This is a genomic window from Rhodopirellula baltica SH 1, assembly GCF_000196115.1.
Lineage (GTDB): Bacteria > Planctomycetota > Planctomycetia > Pirellulales > Pirellulaceae > Rhodopirellula > Rhodopirellula baltica.
Map to the genome: position 1 here is coordinate 6,902,552 of NC_005027.1, position 17,295 is coordinate 6,919,846.

At 56.8% G+C, this 17,295-nt stretch carries 11 protein-coding genes; 3 read left to right on the plus strand and 8 right to left on the minus strand.

The features are described from left to right. Entirely contained in the window at positions 1-2,427 is a 2,427-nt protein-coding gene (locus tag RB_RS26630; RefSeq protein ID WP_007332515.1) for a PilW family protein, read from the plus strand. Between the two features lie 200 nt (positions 2,428-2,627). On the opposite strand, the gene polA is transcribed toward RB_RS26630, so the two are convergent. Then, positions 2,628-5,843, minus strand: a complete 3,216-nt coding sequence (gene polA, locus RB_RS26635) for a DNA polymerase I (RefSeq protein ID WP_164922564.1) — start codon at positions 5,841-5,843, stop codon at positions 2,628-2,630. Positions 5,844-6,585: 742 nt separating this feature from the next. On the opposite strand from polA, the gene RB_RS26640 reads away from it, so the two are divergent. After that, positions 6,586-8,067 carry a hypothetical protein gene (locus RB_RS26640; RefSeq protein ID WP_007332518.1) on the plus strand — a complete coding sequence of 494 codons (1,482 nt, stop codon included), beginning with the start codon at positions 6,586-6,588 and terminating at the stop codon, positions 8,065-8,067. Positions 8,068-8,689: 622 nt separating this feature from the next. Here the strand turns inward: RB_RS26640 and RB_RS26645 are convergent. Continuing rightward, positions 8,690-9,721: a hypothetical protein gene (locus RB_RS26645; RefSeq protein ID WP_164923059.1), complete on the minus strand. Its 1,032-nt coding sequence runs from the start codon at positions 9,719-9,721 to the stop codon at positions 8,690-8,692. Between the two features lie 520 nt (positions 9,722-10,241). Further along, on the minus strand, positions 10,242-11,357 hold the full coding sequence (locus tag RB_RS26655; RefSeq protein WP_164922567.1) for a 3-oxoacyl-ACP synthase III: 1,116 nt from the start codon (positions 11,355-11,357) through the stop codon (positions 10,242-10,244). 801 nt (positions 11,358-12,158) lie between these two features. Between RB_RS26655 and RB_RS26660 the strand changes: the two genes are divergently transcribed. Then, the gene (locus RB_RS26660; protein ID WP_007329364.1) at positions 12,159-12,932 is read left to right on the plus strand and encodes a gamma-glutamyl-gamma-aminobutyrate hydrolase family protein; all 774 of its coding nucleotides are present in this window, start codon (positions 12,159-12,161) and stop codon (positions 12,930-12,932) included. Positions 12,933-13,653: 721 nt separating this feature from the next. Here the strand turns inward: RB_RS26660 and rplS are convergent. From rplS to RB_RS26690, 5 genes are all read right to left on the minus strand, one after another. Continuing rightward, positions 13,654-14,007, minus strand: coding sequence for a 50S ribosomal protein L19 (gene rplS, locus RB_RS26670; RefSeq protein ID WP_007329361.1), 354 nt, complete (start codon positions 14,005-14,007; stop codon positions 13,654-13,656). 19 nt (positions 14,008-14,026) lie between these two features. After that, on the minus strand, positions 14,027-14,755 hold the full coding sequence (gene trmD / locus RB_RS26675) for a tRNA (guanosine(37)-N1)-methyltransferase TrmD (protein WP_011123923.1): 729 nt from the start codon (positions 14,753-14,755) through the stop codon (positions 14,027-14,029). Further along, the gene (gene rpsP, locus RB_RS28370; protein WP_315850120.1) at positions 14,752-15,174 is read right to left on the minus strand and encodes a 30S ribosomal protein S16; all 423 of its coding nucleotides are present in this window, start codon (positions 15,172-15,174) and stop codon (positions 14,752-14,754) included. Before rpsP ends, trmD begins: the two co-directional genes overlap by 4 nt. 108 nt (positions 15,175-15,282) lie before the next feature. Next, positions 15,283-16,758, minus strand: a complete 1,476-nt coding sequence (gene ffh, locus RB_RS26685; protein WP_007329358.1) for a signal recognition particle protein — start codon at positions 16,756-16,758, stop codon at positions 15,283-15,285. Positions 16,759-16,809: 51 nt separating this feature from the next. Continuing rightward, positions 16,810-17,178 (minus strand): hypothetical protein, encoded by a 369-nt coding sequence (locus tag RB_RS26690; RefSeq protein ID WP_011123925.1) that lies wholly within the window; start codon positions 17,176-17,178, stop codon positions 16,810-16,812. Between the last annotated feature and the right edge of the window lie 117 nt (positions 17,179-17,295).

The window sequence follows — 17,295 nt, forward strand, 5'->3', positions numbered from 1 at the left end:
ATGAATTGCCAAATGAAGAAATTGCCGGCAAGGTTTGCGTTTACCTTGGTCGAATTGATGATCGCGATGACGGTGACGTTGTTGTTGATGGCGGCGTTGGGTAAAGCCTTCGCGGTCATTGGCCGGTCGATGAAGGAGGGGCGTAGTCAGGTCTCTTTGAGTAGTAAGTTGCGTGGTATTAGCTTTCGAATCCGAAACGACCTGTACTCACGAACTGTAGATGCGAGGCCACCAATTTCCCCGGTCGGTGGTCAAGGTTATTTCACCTACTACGAAGGTCCGCTGACCGAACATACTTACGGCTTGTTTGGTGCTGAACCGACTCAGGAGACGACTGGCGGTGATATCGATACGCCTTCGTCAGCTGGTTTCAATGCACTCGAGAACGGTCCGACATACAGAAGATTGTCGCGGTATGGCGATTTTGATGATTACATTGCCTTCACCGCAGAGGCAAAAGGCGAAGATTGGTTCACCGGGAAGGTTCCTGCCTATTTAGTCGACGATACGGCCGCTGATCCGATGGAGCCCCGGATCATACGTTCTAAGAGAGCGGAAATTATTATCTGGGCCTCGCCAGTTTGGGATCTTGATAAGAATCAAAATGAGTTGCGGATTGCCACTACGCCAGCATCTCCATCGGATCCCACTTGGCTCCCAAGCCCAAGCAAGATGCCCTTGTTCGAAGACGTTGATCGGAACTATGCACCGGATCGGATTGTTTTGCGGCAGCGGATCTTATTGGTGCGTCCTGACTTGAACGTTAAGGGCCGGCTCGAATTTCCCTTCGGCACAGGTCCATCGACTGTTCGCGATGGTGGGCCAGCGAACGGTCGATCGGGTAGTGGATTTGAGACAACCTACTTGCGGCCTATGAACGGGAACGTAAATGACCCCGGAGCCGTTCCGGCCGGGCTCGCAGAGATCTATCCGATCGGGCAGGCCACTTATCCTAACTATGTTGCTCCTGGCAGCGCCACCGACTCAGCTCAAGTTCGCCAAAGCAATTGGTTGGTGGGTATGGCTCCAATGCACCAATATTTCGATATCTCGTTGCGTCGAGTGATTCATCCAGACACGGGTGAACCAACCAACTTTGTTGCTGCCAATTCGCTAAGTGATTTGGTTTATCCTCATAATCGTTTTGGGCACGTTCGCTATCCAGGTCGATATTTTGGACGTGGTCAGACAGCGGGTGCATTCCAAGACCGGAGCGATTACGCAACCTCGATGCCGTTGTTAGCACTCGGTGGCAACGATGCTCTTACGTCGTGGCAGGGAGCAGACGATTCCCGGTTGGATCCGCCGAATGCGACTGCACCTGGATGGTTTCCCAGTGCGCATCCTAGTTCCCGAACGTTCAACTCGGTTAGTGGCGAACTGTTCGGATTGTTCAACGGATGGTTGCTTCCTGAGTTTGAGTTGGGTGATCCCAATCCACGTCCGAATCCTGCGGTTCCCGTCTCGCATTGGCATCGCGAATACGTCTCGACCAATGACCCGCGCTGGGATCGTACTGGAGAAGACGTTATTGCATCCAATATTCTTTCGTTTGATCTGCGAGGCTTCGATCCAGGAGCGCCGATCTTTGCCACCGCTGGAATGGATGAAGCGCCTGGTGTAGCTGGGTTTGATGATGACCTCTCCGGAACGGCAGACGACACCGATACAGTCGGTTTACAGTTCTCGAGTGAGCTGGGTACGGTTGGAAGCGATGACGAAACGATCACAGTCAATGACATTGGGATCTCCGCGTTGCTGACTTTAAACAACGATACTGGCTTCGATATTCTCGATCTGCGTGACAATGCTCCATCAAATACTTACAGCAAATCGCCTGGTCACTTTGCCGCGCTAGTCGGACAGGGCGGCTTCGTCGATTTGTGCTATCCCTATTTGAATGGAACACCTCTGCAAAGCTTGATGGCAAGTTCGGGCCAGGTATCTACTCCACCAATTCCGGTCGTCGCTGACGCCGAAGTGGCTCGGAACTACACGACATTCTTGAATTCGAGCTACTCTGCGTTTCCGATTCCAACCAATGGATTGGACAGTTTGAAATACAGCGGCAAATTGGTGCACCGAGGTACTGCGGGAAGCATCGTCTACTTCCAGCCGACGTACGACACATGGACGGACGGTTACGAGGCAGACGGGTTCGATCAGTCTCAACGATCCGATCTCAGTTTGACCGGTGGCACGCCGTCTGGAACAACTTGGGTTCTAAACGATGCGAGTGGGCTTACAAAGACTCCTCGTGGCGGGGCGGGGGCCTGGCGCATCGACTCAGGTCGATTCGATTCAAGTTTCCAGGAATGCCCACCGCCCTTCTTGAGCGATTTGCAAGCGATTAGTGTCACCGTGAGATTAGAGGATCCACCAACCGGTGAAATCACTCAGTTTACGATTGTGGAAGGGCTTCAATAGCATTCGCCTGCACCTTCGAATTGTGTTCGAGTGTTTGCCGATTTGAATTGGGTTTATGATTCGACTGCGGGGCAGTTGCGGCAGCAAACGATTTCGGAACACCCGGCTGACTTGGGCGGGTGTTTGCTTGGTGAGGTGTTCGCTAGAGGGCTGCGTTCACGGTGGAGACCACCGTGCTACAGGTTTGTAGACACCTGGGTCTAGCAATCGGCCCAGGTTCGTCCGTGGGCGACGTCGACTTTCAGGGGCACGTCGAGTTCCATGACGCTGGTCATGGCTTCGCGAATCGTGTCGGACAAAGCATCGAGTTCTTCGTCGGGTGACTCAAGCAACAGTTCATCGTGGATCTGTAAAAGTAGACGTGCTTGCAAATCGCTTTGCTTGAGTTGCTCGTGGACTCGCAACATGGCGAGCTTGATCAAGTCGGCGGCGGTGCCTTGGATGGGCATGTTGATCGCAATGCGCTCCGGTTCCGTGAGGCTGCGGCGTTTCGATTCGGGAAGCTTGGCGAGGTCTCGAACACCCTTGATCTCACGACGGCGACCCAACATGGTTGCCACGTAGCCTTCATTACGGCAGCGGGCCAACGTGTCCATCATGAACGCTTCGACGCCCGAGTATCGCTGGAAGTACAACTCGATGTAATCGCGGGCTTCGTCGTTGCTGATGCCGAGCGTCTTGGCCAATCCAAACGGGCTCTGACCATACACAATTCCAAAGTTGATCGTCTTGGCGATCCGTCGCAGATCGCTGGTGACTTCGGATTCTTCGATTCCGTTGACTTCCGCAGCGACTCGCGTGTGGATGTCGGCGTCGTCGTGATAGGCACCGATCAGGGCTTCGTCACCGCTGTAGTGGGCCAGCACACGCAGTTCGATTTGTGAGTAGTCGGCACCGAGCAAGGACCACCCCTCGCGACCAGCTGTGAACGCGGCCCGGATCGCTTTGCCTTGTTCGGTTCGGATGGGGATGTTTTGCAGGTTGGGTTCACTGCTGCTGAGGCGTCCCGTTGCCGCGACGTCTTGCCGGAACGACGTGTGGACACGTCCGGTTTTGTCGCAGATCAATTGCGGCAGCGCGTCGATGTAGGTGTTCTTCAGTTTGGTGGCTTGGCGATACTGCAGCACGTGCTCGGCGATTTCATGGTTGACAGCCAATTGGCTCAAAACATCCGCATCGGTGCTGACACCTGTCTTGGTTTTTTTGATCACCGGCAGCCCGAGTTCTTCGAACAGCACCACACCGAGTTGCTTAGGGCTGTCCAGGTTGAACTCGTGTCCGGCAGCGGAAAACACCAACGCTCGCAGGTCCGCGATGTCTTTGTCGAACCGCTCGCTCATTTTTGCCAACGTGTCGGCGTTGACGTGGATGCCGTTGAATTCCATTTCGGCGAGCACTTCGGTGAGCGGCATTTCAACTTCATCGAACAATCCATCCAAACCGGATTCGTTGAGTTCATCGCGAAGCGTCGGTGCAAGCCGAATGGGCACATCGACGTCTTCGCAGGCGTAGGGCGAAACGTCGTCGACGGGGACTTGGTCCATCGTGATTTGTTTCTTGCCCGTTCCGATCAAGTCTTTGATCGACAGGTTGGTGTGGTCGAGTCTGCGTTGGGCGAGATCATCCAGCCCATGGTTGCGGCCTCCGGAATTGAGCAAGTAGTCGGCGACCATGGTGTCCATCGTGATGCCGCCGAGCTGAACGCCGGCCGATCGCAAGACGATGACGTCGAACTTCAGGTTGTGCCCGACTTTTTCGATCGCGGATGATTCCAGAACATCGCGAAGGATTTCGATGACGATGAGTTCGTTGATCGCCGGGTCACCATCGGGTGCACGAACGGGGATGTAGGCGGCTTCGCCTGGTTGCCATGCGATGGAGATGCCGACCAAATCGCATCCGCGCGCGTGGGTGCTGGTTGTTTCGGTGTCGATGGCCAGGACGGTTTGTTTGGCGAGTTCAACCGCGAGTGCTTTCAGTTCGCTTTCGTTGGTGATCGTTTGGTAGCGAGATTCCCAAGCCGGTTTGGGTTCTTCGACGGGTGCTTCGCCGCCCAGCAATTCCGCGGCGCGGCTTCGCAATCGGCGAAAGCCAAACTCTTGCAACAACGCGTCGACTCGTTCGAGATCGGCTGCCGAGCGAACGCATCGGTTCCAAGGGATCGGGGATTCGACATCGCGTTTGAGTTCGACCAACTCGCGCGACATCATCGCGGCTTCGCGGCCGTTCATCAGGTTCTCTTTGCGTTTCTTTCCCGAGATCGATTCGGCGTTGTTGAGGATCTCTTCCAGCGTGTCGTGGGTTTCGAGCAATTGCTGGGCGATCTTGGGGCCGATCAATGAGATGCCGGGGACGTTGTCGACTGGGTCACCGACGAGGGCCTGATAGTCGACGACTTGGTCGGGCCGGATGCCCCACAACCCGAACAGTTCCGCGGCGTCGATCTCTTGATCTTTGCGGATGTTGTAGATCTTGGTTTGGTCGCTGATCAGTTGCCGGCAATCTTTGTCACTGGTCACGACCAAGCATCGGCCGCCGGCCTCTTCGACTTTCGCGGCGACGGTGGCGAGCAGGTCGTCGGCTTCGAAGCCAGATTGCTCGATGATGCCGATTCCCATCGCGTCGATGGCTTGGCGGATCAGCGGGATTTGTTGGCGGAGTTCGTCGGGCATCGAGTCCCGGTTGGCTTTGTATTCGGGATACAGCTCGTTGCGGAACGTGACTTCGCTTTTGTCGAACGCAGCGATCAAGTAGTCCGGGTTCTTTCGAGAAAGCAATTCCAGCATGTCGCCGACGAACCCGTAGACGGCCGACACAGGCAGTCCACCGGTGCTGGTCATTGGCGGCAACGCGTGAAAGACTTGGTAGATCAACGAGTGAGCGTCAACGACGACGACCAATTTGTCAGTCAGGTCTGGAATAGGATCGTCGGTGGGTTCCGGGATGGGCTTCTGCAGCACGGCGGGCAAGGCGTCGTCCGCGATGCGGACCGCGTCGTGTCGCTGCTTGCGTTCTTCGGTCGTTTCGCGATCGGCTCGTGGGCCGGATTGAGTGGCGTCTTTGGGGGCGGCTTCGGATGCCGATGACTCGCGCGGTTGTTGAGCGGAGCTGGTTGGCAGTGGCGTCACTCCGGTGCCAGCGACCGATGGGACGGTGGCTGCGTTGGGGCTGGGGGTGAATCCTCGCGTGGCGGACAGTTTGTCTGGATCGCGTTCTTTCGCGGGCGTTTGAGCGGCGGGCTGGGATTCAGCGGCGTCGGGAGTGGTCGGAACAGACGATGTCACGGCGGGCGCGGACTCAGCGACTTGGTTTGCGGCGGATGAGCCGGCGGCCGGGGGAGCGGGGGCCTCGTCGAACCCGCTGAACAGCATTTGGTCGTCGTCGTTCTGTTTGGGGCGAGGTCGGGATTTGGCCATGGGAATCGCGAAGAAGGTGGCGAGGCGTCGAGAAGAGTACGTGGGCTTGGGCAGCCGAGAGCATACCGCGATCGATCGAAATCGGGCAGTTTGGATGGGCGAAGTCGACGGGTTGAGCAGCGAATCGCAAACGATTGTGCCAGTCAAACGGCGCTTTGCCGGAAGCGGTCTGTCGCTCGCTGGGGCCCCCAGCGAGTTGATTCTGGGGCGAGCCGCAATCTGTCGCTCGGTGGTCCTCCACCGAGTTTTGGGTGGAAGCATGTTGCGCGTGATTGCCTGCTGGGGGCCCCAGCAGGCTACGGAGTCTTGTAGCTAGTCAGGCTTTGCTGGAGGGATGAAACCTGTAGCTCGGTGGTCCTCCAGCGAGTTCCGCTCTGTCCGTCATGTGTTCACATTGGGGGCCAACGTGCTACAGGTTGTTGGTGGAGCCGTGATATTCTGCGGTGGGTTTTCGGGGGGATGGGGTTCCCTCGGCCGGTTCGGGGAGCCTTTCGCCGTCAAAATCGGAGCAGACCGGCGGGTTTGCGCGATCGCCCGGACAGTTTCAGGCTGATTTGTGTGTCAAAAAGATGCGTTTCCGGTCATCTCTGAATACAATCGCTGTTTGCAGAGGCAGGTGGTCCGCCGTTCCGAACTGATCGGTGGTCCCTGTTCGTAGAGTCAACACGCAACGAATGCGACCCAAGTTGGTCCGACTGCCCTCGCACGGGCACTCCATCTCCTCCTACTCTTCACCGCCCCCATGGCCGCACGCGACGATTCAGTGATCCGAGGCAGCTTGATTGCCAGCCTGATTTTCCTGGTGCTTTCTTTGGCGCTCAACTTCTTCTTTTGGAGTTGGGGCGACACGCAAGCTGAGACAGCAGCGGGTGCCAAGGAAAGGCTGCAGACTCAAGACGGCGAGCTGCGGAAAATGCAAAGCGAAGCAACTTTGATGAAGGCGATGCTGGGCGTGGGAGGATTGAGCCAGGCTCAGTTCGACCAGCTGACGTCGAGCAGCGGTGACGATCCTGAAATGGAGATCATCGAGCAGAACTTTGCTCGTGACATGGCGTTGTTCGGCCCTGAGGTTGATCCGCAAAACCGCAACTATCCTGCGCTCCCGGACTTCTTGGTCAACGCGATTCGCAACCGCAACGTCCAGTACAGCCAAGCTCGTGATGAAGCGACTCAAATTCGTTCGCAGGCCGACAGCGACATCGAAGTGGCTTTGAAAGCACAGGAAGTGGCAGAGAAAAGCCGTGACGATGCGAACAAGAAATTGGAAACCGAACAAACCAAGTTCGCCGAAGATCGCCAGCAAATGAAGCTGACGACGGAACGAACCAGCGACAGCCTGCAAAAGAAGATCGCTGAGTTCACGACGTACCGAAACAAAGTCACCGCCGAGATCAACGATTTGCAGCAGTTGGAAAGCCGATTGTCCAACACGATCGAAAACCAACGGCAAGAACTCGTGCGGCTGCGAAGCACCAACTTCGAGAGCACGCAGGGTTTGATCAGCTACGTTTATCGCGATGGCAATGTCGTCACGATCAATTTGGGATCGGCCGATGAACTGACTCCTGGTGTTACGTTTGGTGTCATCGACGGCGATGAAACGCGTCTGCAGGATGCGAAGATCAAAGCGACGATTCAGGTCACCAAGTTGTTGGGCGATCACCGCGCCGAAGCTCGCGTGGTGGCGTTCCCCGAGATCCGTTATCCGATCATTCCTGGTGACCAAATCTACTCACCGTTCTGGTCGCCTGGACGTCGCGTGAAGATCGCGTTGATGGACAACATCGACATCGACGACGACAGCCGACCTGATACCACGGAGATCTCTTCGATGATCCGTGCCGCGGGTGCTGAAGTCGCCGCGATCCTGCGTACCGATGGAACTCGCGAAGGCACGTTTGACAGCAGCGTTCGTTTCCTGGTGATCGGCGAAGCGGAACAACTGGACGATCAAGCGGACAATGCCAGCGAGATTGCTGCGGTTGGGAAGGCCAAGGCGGAAGCAACTGAGAACGGTGTGACAGTCATTCCTGCGTGGAAGTTGCAAGCTTATCTGAAGACGATCGATGATTCGCTGACAACACCGCTTGGATCAGCCGTCCGGGGACGAGACTTTGCTCCGGAGAAATCGTTGGCTCCGAAGTCGTTGCCCACTAGCCTGCCGAAGATTTACACCGAGCAGAAAGAACGCGTGCAACGCAACAACGATATCCTGCGTCCGTAGTATGAGTCGAACCTAGACGTTGCTCGCTGGGGCTCCCAGCGAGTTGTGCTGGGATGCCTGCTGGGGGCCCCAGCAGGCTACGGACCGATTGCTTTTCCTGCTCTTTGCAGAGTGTCCCGCAACTGTAGCTCGGTGGTCCTCCACCGAGTTTTGCACTGTCCGTCACGTGTTCACGTTGGGGACCAAAGTGATACTGGTTGTGATGTAAGCCTGCTGTCCTGAAGCGAGTTTTGGCTTTGCGCGACGTTGGTGGGATGCCTGCTGGAGGCCTCAGCAGGCTACGGACCGATTGCTTTTGCTGCTCTTTGCAGAGTGTCCCACAACTGTAGCTCGGTGGTCCTCCACCGAGTTTTGCACTGTCCGTCACGTGTTCACGTTGGGGACCAATGTGATACTGGTTGTTGATGTAAGCCTGCTGTCTTGAAGCGAGTTTTGGCTTTGCGTGACGTTGCTGGGATGCCTGCTGGGGGCCCCAGCAGGCTACGGATTGATTGCTTTTGCCGCTCTTTGCAGAGTGTCCCGCAACTGTAGCTCGGTGGTCCTCCACCGAGTTTGGCTTAGAGGCCCGTTGCGAGTGAATGCCTGCTGGGGCCCCAGCGGGCTTCGGTTTTGCGTGAAGAGCTTAGTTCCGGGTGAGGTCCCATGCGTCGGACCAAGTTGTTTGAACGGCCTTCATTCCAAAGTCATTTTCCAAACGTTCGGCCATGTCTGGCAAGTGACCAGCACCGTAGAACACCGCGATGTTTTCCTTGCCGGCGTCGAGCTCTTCTTTCAAAATCTCAAACGCTTTGCGGTTGCGACCTTTGATCAATGTGTTTTCGCCGTTGGCGTCGTCCATGCCGGCAGTCACCAGTTCAATGTCGACGAGTTGGCGAGCCATCGCTCGTTTCATGTTCTTGGGACGATCTTCCCCGCTGAACATTGCCATCAACAAACCAGCGTCGCCGCCCGTTTTGGCTTGGGAAGCGATGCCGGCACCCAGCATTCTCGCGATCATTTTCCAGACGCTGTCGCCGCGTTTTTCGAGGTCTTCGACAAACTCATCGGGGCTCATGTCCGCATGACGAAAGTTCTCGGCCATGTAGTCAATCTTTTCCAGTTGATACTCCAGGTTCAACATGTCTTTCATGCCGGTTTGAACCGAAGCCAAGATCGATCGACGTTCCTCAAGGTCCTCGGGCCGAATGCGAGTTCCGTCGGGCGCAACCAACTCGTACAGAACCGAATCGTATTTGGAGAGCTGTTCTTTCAGTTCGGTGTAGTACTCGTCTTGACCGATGTGAACGACGCCGACCAAGTCGACAATCGCCCCGTCATACCGTGTCCCGGGCTGGCCAACGAACTGGACCGTTGCGGTTTGCAACGCATTGGGTTTGCCGTCGACTTCGTGAACGCGAACGTAGGCTGGTTCTTCGGCAATCTTGGCTTCGTCGGCCGATTCGGTAGCGGTCTTCGGCGTTTCTGTTGCCGGCGTATCTGTTGCCGGCGTATCAGGCGTTTTCGTTTCAGCAGTCGGTTGTAGAGGTGGCGTTTCCGTTTCCGCTTGAGCGGGTGTTTCAGCGACCTGTGTTTCCGCAACCGCAGGCTCTTGGGCAACGACGGGGACACATCCGAAGGCGGCGCTCAGGCACATCGCCAAACCGCTGGTTCGCACTCGGTGGAAGAAACGTTGCCAAATGGATTGGAAGGCGACCCGCCACGCTGAGAGTCGGGGGAGGAAATGGCGTTTCATCGAGATCGCTCAAAGTCAGTAGGAAAGAGGCAGCCTGCTTTCACCATAGCGCCAGAATCGATTTCCGGCAAGCAAATGATGCGCTTCGGGGCAGAAGTCCCATGGTTCCAGGCCCGGAAAGGACCCTTCGAAGGCGCAAGCTGGGATGCAAACATCTCGGGGGATGATCGCTCAGGACGTCGCAGCGGCTAGCAGCCTGTTGATTCAGTCGTGTACCGAATGGCAACCCTTAGCCGATGGGCATTCGTCCAGTGGCAATTGCTTCACCCTCCCTCAGCGAGGGTCGGGCCGGGGAGGGCGAACCTAAAACCCGGTGTGTAGCCCTCCCCTCGCTTCGCTCGACCCTTCCAAGGGGAGGGTGAATTTGTAAAGTAAGTGCCGATGCGCATTCGCCCCGATTGGCGTCTGACTTACCGCCGCGAACGCGGTACTGCTCATTCAATCAACAGCTCGCTAGTCGAGACGGAGCCAGTTCGTCGAGCAAGCCTGCCCAATCGCCGGCGACTGCGGTTTCGCCCCATTTGGCGGCGATCATCACGCTGTTGATTCCTGATCCGATTCCCAGCATCGCGGTGCGGTCTCCGGCGGACAATTCTCCGGTCGCGGCCGCCGCGGCGACGGTCAATGGCAGAGCGACTGATCCGGTGTTGCCAAGAGCCGGGAAGGTCACGCTGTCTCTGGTTTCTGGCAATTGCATCGCTTCCAACATGCCGATTCGGTGCCGTGAACCAACTTGATGGCAAACCGAACGGTCGATCTGGTCGCGAGACCAGCCCGATTGTTGCAGCAGTTCGTTCAGTGCCGCCACGCCGGTCGCGATTCCTTCCGCCATCAGTGTTTCGGAATCCGTTTCCATTAACGGTTGCATCCCCGCCCCGGCCGTGTCCTGATCGCTACGACACAGATGGTGATGAGCCGTGTGGGCTCGCGCGATCGCGTGTTCCAGGATCGTCGCGCCGGGGTTGAGGTCGCGGTGGGTCAGCAACCAAGCACAGCTGCCCGAGCCGATCGTCAACGATGCGAAGGCGGGTTTGACGGTCTTTCGTGTGAGCTGATCGTCGGCATTCAGCGATGCGATGGTCGCTTCCATCAACGGACGGCTGTTCTCGGTTCCGACAACGATGCCGGCGGAGATCATTCCCGACTGGATCATGCCAGCGATTTGGACCGCACCGTTGAGAACACCCAAGCAAGCATTCGAAACGTCGTAGACCCAGCAGTCTGGCGAGAGCCCGAGTTCGTGATGCACTCGTGAGGCGGTGGCGGGCTCGAGGAAGTCGCGACAGACGCTGGCATGGATCAGAGCACCGATCTGATTCGGGTCGACGGACGCGGCTTCCAAGGCTTTGCGTCCGCTCTCGATGCTGGGGCCACTGGGGACGGTGCCAGGTTCCCAAACGCGCCGGCTGTCGATGCCGCTCATCATCGCCAAGCGACCTTCGGGCAACTTCAGGCGGGAGTACAGCGGTTGCAAATCCTTTTCGATCTGTTCGCTGGTCCACTGTGCACGGGGAATGGTGACACCGATGGATGCCAACGCGACGTCAGGAAAATGCACAGTTGCGGTCCTTCCAGTGCCCAAGCCCGTGAGAAATCGAGCCTTCGATTTTGGCACGTCTATGAATGAATCTTGAAAAGGGGGGCTTTCAAGGTGTGTGTCGAACAACGAGTCGCGAAACAGGTTACCAGATTGTCTGCGATCGACGAATCGGCGAGTGGAACGATGGAGGCAAGAGGCCGCATCGAAATCAAGGCTCCTGAAGGGGCAGTGAGATCACACTCAATCCATCGGTAGGGTGCGAGAGTCGACAGAAATGAGCCGGCAAGGGGCAATCCGTGAGCGGCGTTTGACAGATTGGGATCCGCGTTGGTGGGTGAGAAGTCACTTCTAAGATGCGGGAAGTCCCAGCGTTTTCCTGAATAGGCTCAGTCTGCCACTAAATGGGCGTGAAAAAGTCCGAAATGTGTGTTGAATTACACGTTTTGCTAGCAAAAAAGGCCTTTGCTAGCACTACCCGTAGTGTGCCCAGGTCGGCTTTTCACAATATATCGTTCTTGCTTGGTTATGTGAAACTCGACCTCTAATCTCCCGCACATCAGACGCGACACTGTCGCCGCGCCGCTTATCACGTCCCTCATTGGAAAAGTTCGGGAAGCAAAACGACCAGCCTGTTTCAAGATGATTCAAGCTGGATGTGTCTCACATGAGAGCCCTTTTCCCTGCAGGTTTGGCAGGCGGCATCATGCGACTGAGTCCTTGCGGAATTGCTTCTCGCTCGATTTGATTTAGCAACCGACTGCTGCATCGAATGCTTGACCCATGCGGGCCCCCTAACGCCGATATGAAGAGGATCTTCTCATGACGCGCAAGCCCCTGATTGGTTTGAACGCCGACTTCCGTGCCGCCGCTCGTAGCACCCCCGCGTTCGCCTACATCGCATCTGGTTACTATCAAGCCATCATTAACGCAGGCGGGATTCCTGTTTTGGTTCCTCCGCAAGCTGACGAAGAATCAGTGAGCCGAGTTTTGGACGCTGTCGAGGGTTTCTTGTTCATCGGTGGCGGCGACTTGGATCCCCGCAACGACGGATTCATGCTTCACCCCAGCGTTCATCCGATGGATGCTGCCCGCGAAACCAGCGACCGTATGCTGATGGCGGAAATCGCCGAACGTCGCATGCCTGTCTTTGGCATTGGCGTTGGCATGCAGCTCATCAACGTCCAACAAGGCGGCAATTTGTTCTTGCACATCAAAGAAGATTTGCCCGAAGCCGTGCCACACTTTGACGCTCAAGACGTCAACCACCGACACACTCTCAATGTCGAAAGTGATTCGTTGATCGGCCGAGTTTATGGCGATGGCGAAATTCGCGTGACCAGCCGTCACCACATGGCGATTGATGAAGTCGCTCCTGGATTCCGAGTCACCGCCCGTTGCCCCGATGGCGTGATCGAAGCAATCGAAAGTGAAATGATCGATTGGTTTGCCTTGGGAACTCAGTTCCACCCTGAATCCGAAGCCGCATCGGCCTTGGACATTCGCATCTTCGAAGAGTTCGTGGACGCCGTTCGCGACCGCAATCAAGACGCCCCGGCCAAAGAAGGCGACGAAGCCTATCGTTTGGTTGCTTGAGATTCGAAACCACACTACGGAGAGGATGTTGATGAATCGAATGTTTTGATCCCTTCCCACCGGGTTCGCTGCCCACGGTTGTCCCGCGAGAACCGTTTTCCGCCAAAGGATTGGCGGGTTGGCAGCACGGAAGCATCGCCTGATGCAGCGAACCCGGTGAGAATGGGACTTCTTCTCAGGAGTCCCTCACCTTCAAGGAAGAAGGTTGGTGGAGGCCAAGGATTGGCCTGATCGGAAATCGATTCAGCAACGCAACAAGTCACGGCTGACAAGTCCAACCGGGCACGTTCCAAAGGAGCGTGCCCGGTTGTTTTTGGACCAATGGTTTTGTCGCTCGGCGGGCCCCGCCGAGAATTTGGGGAATCGGGAACTTTAATCTTTCGCCGTTTGCGGGCTTGGGGCTGGTGCTGCGTGACGCGGACGGATCGCGAGTTTTCGTCTGTCGACGTGTGTGTTGAAACAACCTGTAGCTCGGTGGTCCCCCACCGAGTCGAGCGCAATCTCACTCGTATTCACGGTGGAGACCACCGTGCTACAGGATCACGTTGTTTGTTGCTGATGCCCGGCGAGAGCCTCGCCGGGTTACGAGATGAGACGGATTCTGTGGTCAGCCGGGCGCCGCCGTTGGTGGGACGATGAATTCCATATTCGCGCAGCAAACAAGCTGCTCAGGTGAACCGGAGCAGCTTGGCGAGTGTTTTGAGTTGGTCGCGGGCGGCGATCAAACGCGGCGACGTTCTTTCAAACGAACAGCCTTGCCGACGCGATCGCGAAGGAAGTACAGCTTGGCGCGACGGGTGACACCGCTGCGTTTGACTTCGACTTTTTCGATGCGTGGGCTGTGGACTGGGAACTTACGTTCCACCCCTTCACCAGCCACGATGCGGCGAACGGTGAACATCTCTTGAGCACCTTTGCCACTGCGGCCGATCACGACGCCGGTGAAAACTTGGATCCGCTCTTTGTTGCCTTCCAAAATCTTGGAGTGCACGTCCACGGTGTCGCCAATATCGAACTGGGGCGCGTTTTCTTTTTGGTTGGCCTTGTCGACCATGTCCATGATGGCGTTGTTCATTTGAGAACCTCTTCGATGTTCAGGAGAGTTTGTTGGTTTGTTCTGGGTTGTTTTTTGAATGCTCGGGCAGCAAATCGCGGCGACGGTCAATCGTTCTCGCCCGGCTTTGTTCAGCTCGCCAAGCGGCGATCGCGGCGTGATCGCCGCTGAGCAGAACATCGGGGACGGTGTGGCCTTCGAATTCACGGGGCCGGGTGTACTGGGGGAACTCGAGCATCCGATTTCCTCGGCTGAACGAATCATCCAGGCTGCTTTGTTCATCGCCGAGCACGCCGGGCAGCAACCGGACGACAGCGTCAATGATGGTCATCGCGGCCACTTCGCCTCCGTTGAGGACAAAGTCGCCAATGCTGATCTCTTCGGGCTGGAGGATGTCCAGCACGCGTTGATCAAATCCTTCGTAACGACCACACATCAACATGATACGGTCGCTGGTGGCGAGGTCTTCGGCCAACCGTTGGTCGAGCCGTCGACCTTGCGGGGTCAACAAAATCTTTCGAGCCGGGACATCGGCCATGGCGTCCACGTCCCGAACACAAGTCACGGTCGGTTCGACCTGCAACAACATTCCGGGGCCGCCGCCGAAAGGACGGTCATCGACTTTGCGATGAGGGGTGTCTTCGGCCCAATCTCGGAGGTTGTGTCGCTGAATCTCAACCAAACCTCGAACAATCGCCTTGTCCAGCAAGCTTTGGGTCAGATAACCGTCAAAGATCGCTGGGAACAGGGTGACAACGTCGAATCTCACTCCGTGGTGGCTTCTGCAGCAGGAGCGTCGTCTGTGGAAGCTTCGGCAGCTGGTTCTTCCGCGGGGGCTTCTTCAGCAGGAGCTTCCGCAACCGGTGCGGCCTTGGGAGCCGGAGCTTCTGGTGGTGGTGTGTAGTCTTTGCGGCGTCCGAGACGCTCCACAGCAGCCTTTTGGGCTTCGAGGTGTGAACCGTCAGTGCCGTACTTTTTGATCAGCACAGCCACTTTGTCGCTGGGTTGAGCACCAACGCCAATCCAGTAGTCGACGCGATCGGCTTTCAGCGTGGTGCGTGCATCGGTTTCGGGGCACATTGGATCGTAGGTGCCGAGTTCTTCGATCACACGACCATCACGTGGGTTGCGTTGATCCACTGCACAAACACGAAAGAAAGGACGGTGCGTACGTCCCATCTTTTTCATGCGAATTCTTACTGCCATGTCGGTCGTTTCTCCAAGGAATTGAGGTTGATTTCGGGGGCTGAAGACAGAGGGCTGTACCTGCTCTGGTCTCGGCCCACTTCATCTCACTCAGCGTTTTTTACGTTTGAGTTTTCGTTTTAGCTTTTCGCGTTCTTTTTTTTGCTGGGCCTTTTCGGCCGGGGAAAGTCGTTTTCCCGTGCTTTGTTTTGTTTTCAAGCCGCCCAGGCGGGGGTCGCCCGACATCGCGTTGGCCTGAATTTGACGCATCATCGCCATCCGATCGCCACTGCCCTTTCCGGACATGGCTTGCATCATCGGCTTCATCACGTCGAATTGTTTGATCAATTGCGTGATCACCGGCGATTGAACGCCTGCACCCTTGGCAATTCGGGTGCGACGGGTCGCATCGATCAGCTTAGGGTTTTTGCGTTCGGCGGGGGTCATTGAATTGATCGCCCCGATGATTTGTCGGAGTTGGCCGCCGGCCGCTTCCGATTCCATCGCTTCTTTGAATTGACCCATGCCAGGCATCAGCCCCATCATGCGTCCCATCAACCCAGGCTGGGCGACTTTCTGCATCATGTTTTTGAAATCGTCGAGCGAGAATTCGCCGCTGGCCATTTTGGCCTCCAGCTCTTCTCGTTCTTGTTCGTCGACGATTCGGTGGGCTTCGCGAGCCGCAGCGACCATGTCGCCCATCTGCAGGATGCGGCTGGCCATTCCTTCAGGGCGGAAGGGTTCCAGAGCATCAAAGTGCTCACCCGTTCCCATGAACTTGATCGGGACGCCGGTCACCTGTTTGACCGACAGCAATGCTCCGCCACGAGCGTCACCGTCCAGCTTGGTCATGACGACGCCGTCCAGTTCCAGGGCGTCGTTGAACGCACCCGCACTGTTGACCGCGTCTTGGCCAGTCATGCCGTCGACCACGAGGTAAACCTGGTCAGGGCCGACTTTGCGGTCGATCTTCTTCAGCTCGGCCATCAACTCAGCGTCGATCGCCAAACGCCCGGCCGTATCCAGAATCACGACGCGGTTGCCGTCACGACGAGCCATCTCGACGCCGGCTTGGCAAACTTTGACGGGGTCTTTGTGGTCGGTTTCAGCGTGGACCGGGACGCCGAGTTGCGAACCGATCACTTTGAGTTGCTCGATGGCGGCGGGGCGTTGCAAGTCAGCCGCGACGAGAAGGGGGGTGATGTTTTGTTCTTGCAGCAGCTTGGTCAGCTTGCCGCAGGTCGTCGTTTTCCCGCTACCTTGCAACCCACACAGCATGATGATCGTGGGACCATCGGCTTTGAGATTCAAAGCGGAATCGACTGGGCCAAGCGTTTCCACCAGCTCGTCGTAGACAATCCGAACCAGTTCTTCCTGTGGCCGAAGCGACAAAAGAACGCGTTTCCCGAGGGCTTTCTCGGAAACATGCCCCATAAAGTCTTTGACGACGCTGTAGCTGACGTCGGCTTCGAGCAGCGATTGCTCCACGATCTTCAGACCATCGCGCATATTGCCTTCGGTCAGTTTGCCTTTGCCAGACAAACTTTTGAAAGCGGATTGCAGACCGTCGGAGAGAGAATCGAACACGCGGCGGAGGGGGCGGGCGAATTGGCGGTTTTTTCAGGAAAGCCCGGCAGTTTATCCAGGATGCTGCGGTTTTGTAAATGGAGAGAACGCCGAATTCCGCTTGGAAAACGTTTTCGTGAGGCGTTGGAGGCTTGGGGGAAAGAGACGCAGGGGCTCGAGGAGTGAGGAGATTGATTGAAAAGGTGAAATTGCAAGCCGTGAGGTGCGAAAGCCGAGCGGGGACGCGGTGCGGGTCTGGCAGACGCGTTGGGGGGCGGTCTCGGCGGGCTTGGAAGCCCACCGTACGGAGATGACGAGCACGAGCACGAGCACGAGCACGAGCACGAGCACGAGCACGAGCACGAGCACGAGCACGAGCACGAGCACGAGCACGAGCACGAGCACGAGCACGAGCACGAGCACGAGCACGAGCACGAGCACGAGCTAGAAGCTAGAAGCTAGAAGCTAGAAGCTAGAAGCTAGAAGCTCCCCGTGACCTAACGTGTCACTCCGGTTGCGATCCTATGTGTGTCGCCGGGAGGTTCACTCGGCGGCGGA

Coding starts and splice junctions, on each gene's coding strand:
- RB_RS26630 (WP_007332515.1), top strand. CDS start 1: ATGAATTGCCAAATGAAGAAATTGCCGGCAAGGTTTGCGTTTACCTTG.
- polA (WP_164922564.1), bottom strand. CDS start 5,843: ATGGCCAAATCCCGACCTCGCCCCAAACAGAACGACGACGACCAAATG.
- RB_RS26640 (WP_007332518.1), top strand. CDS start 6,586: ATGGCCGCACGCGACGATTCAGTGATCCGAGGCAGCTTGATTGCCAGC.
- RB_RS26660 (WP_007329364.1), top strand. CDS start 12,159: ATGACGCGCAAGCCCCTGATTGGTTTGAACGCCGACTTCCGTGCCGCC.
- rplS (WP_007329361.1), bottom strand. CDS start 14,007: ATGAACAACGCCATCATGGACATGGTCGACAAGGCCAACCAAAAAGAA.
- rpsP (WP_315850120.1), bottom strand. CDS start 15,174: ATGAAAAAGATGGGACGTACGCACCGTCCTTTCTTTCGTGTTTGTGCA.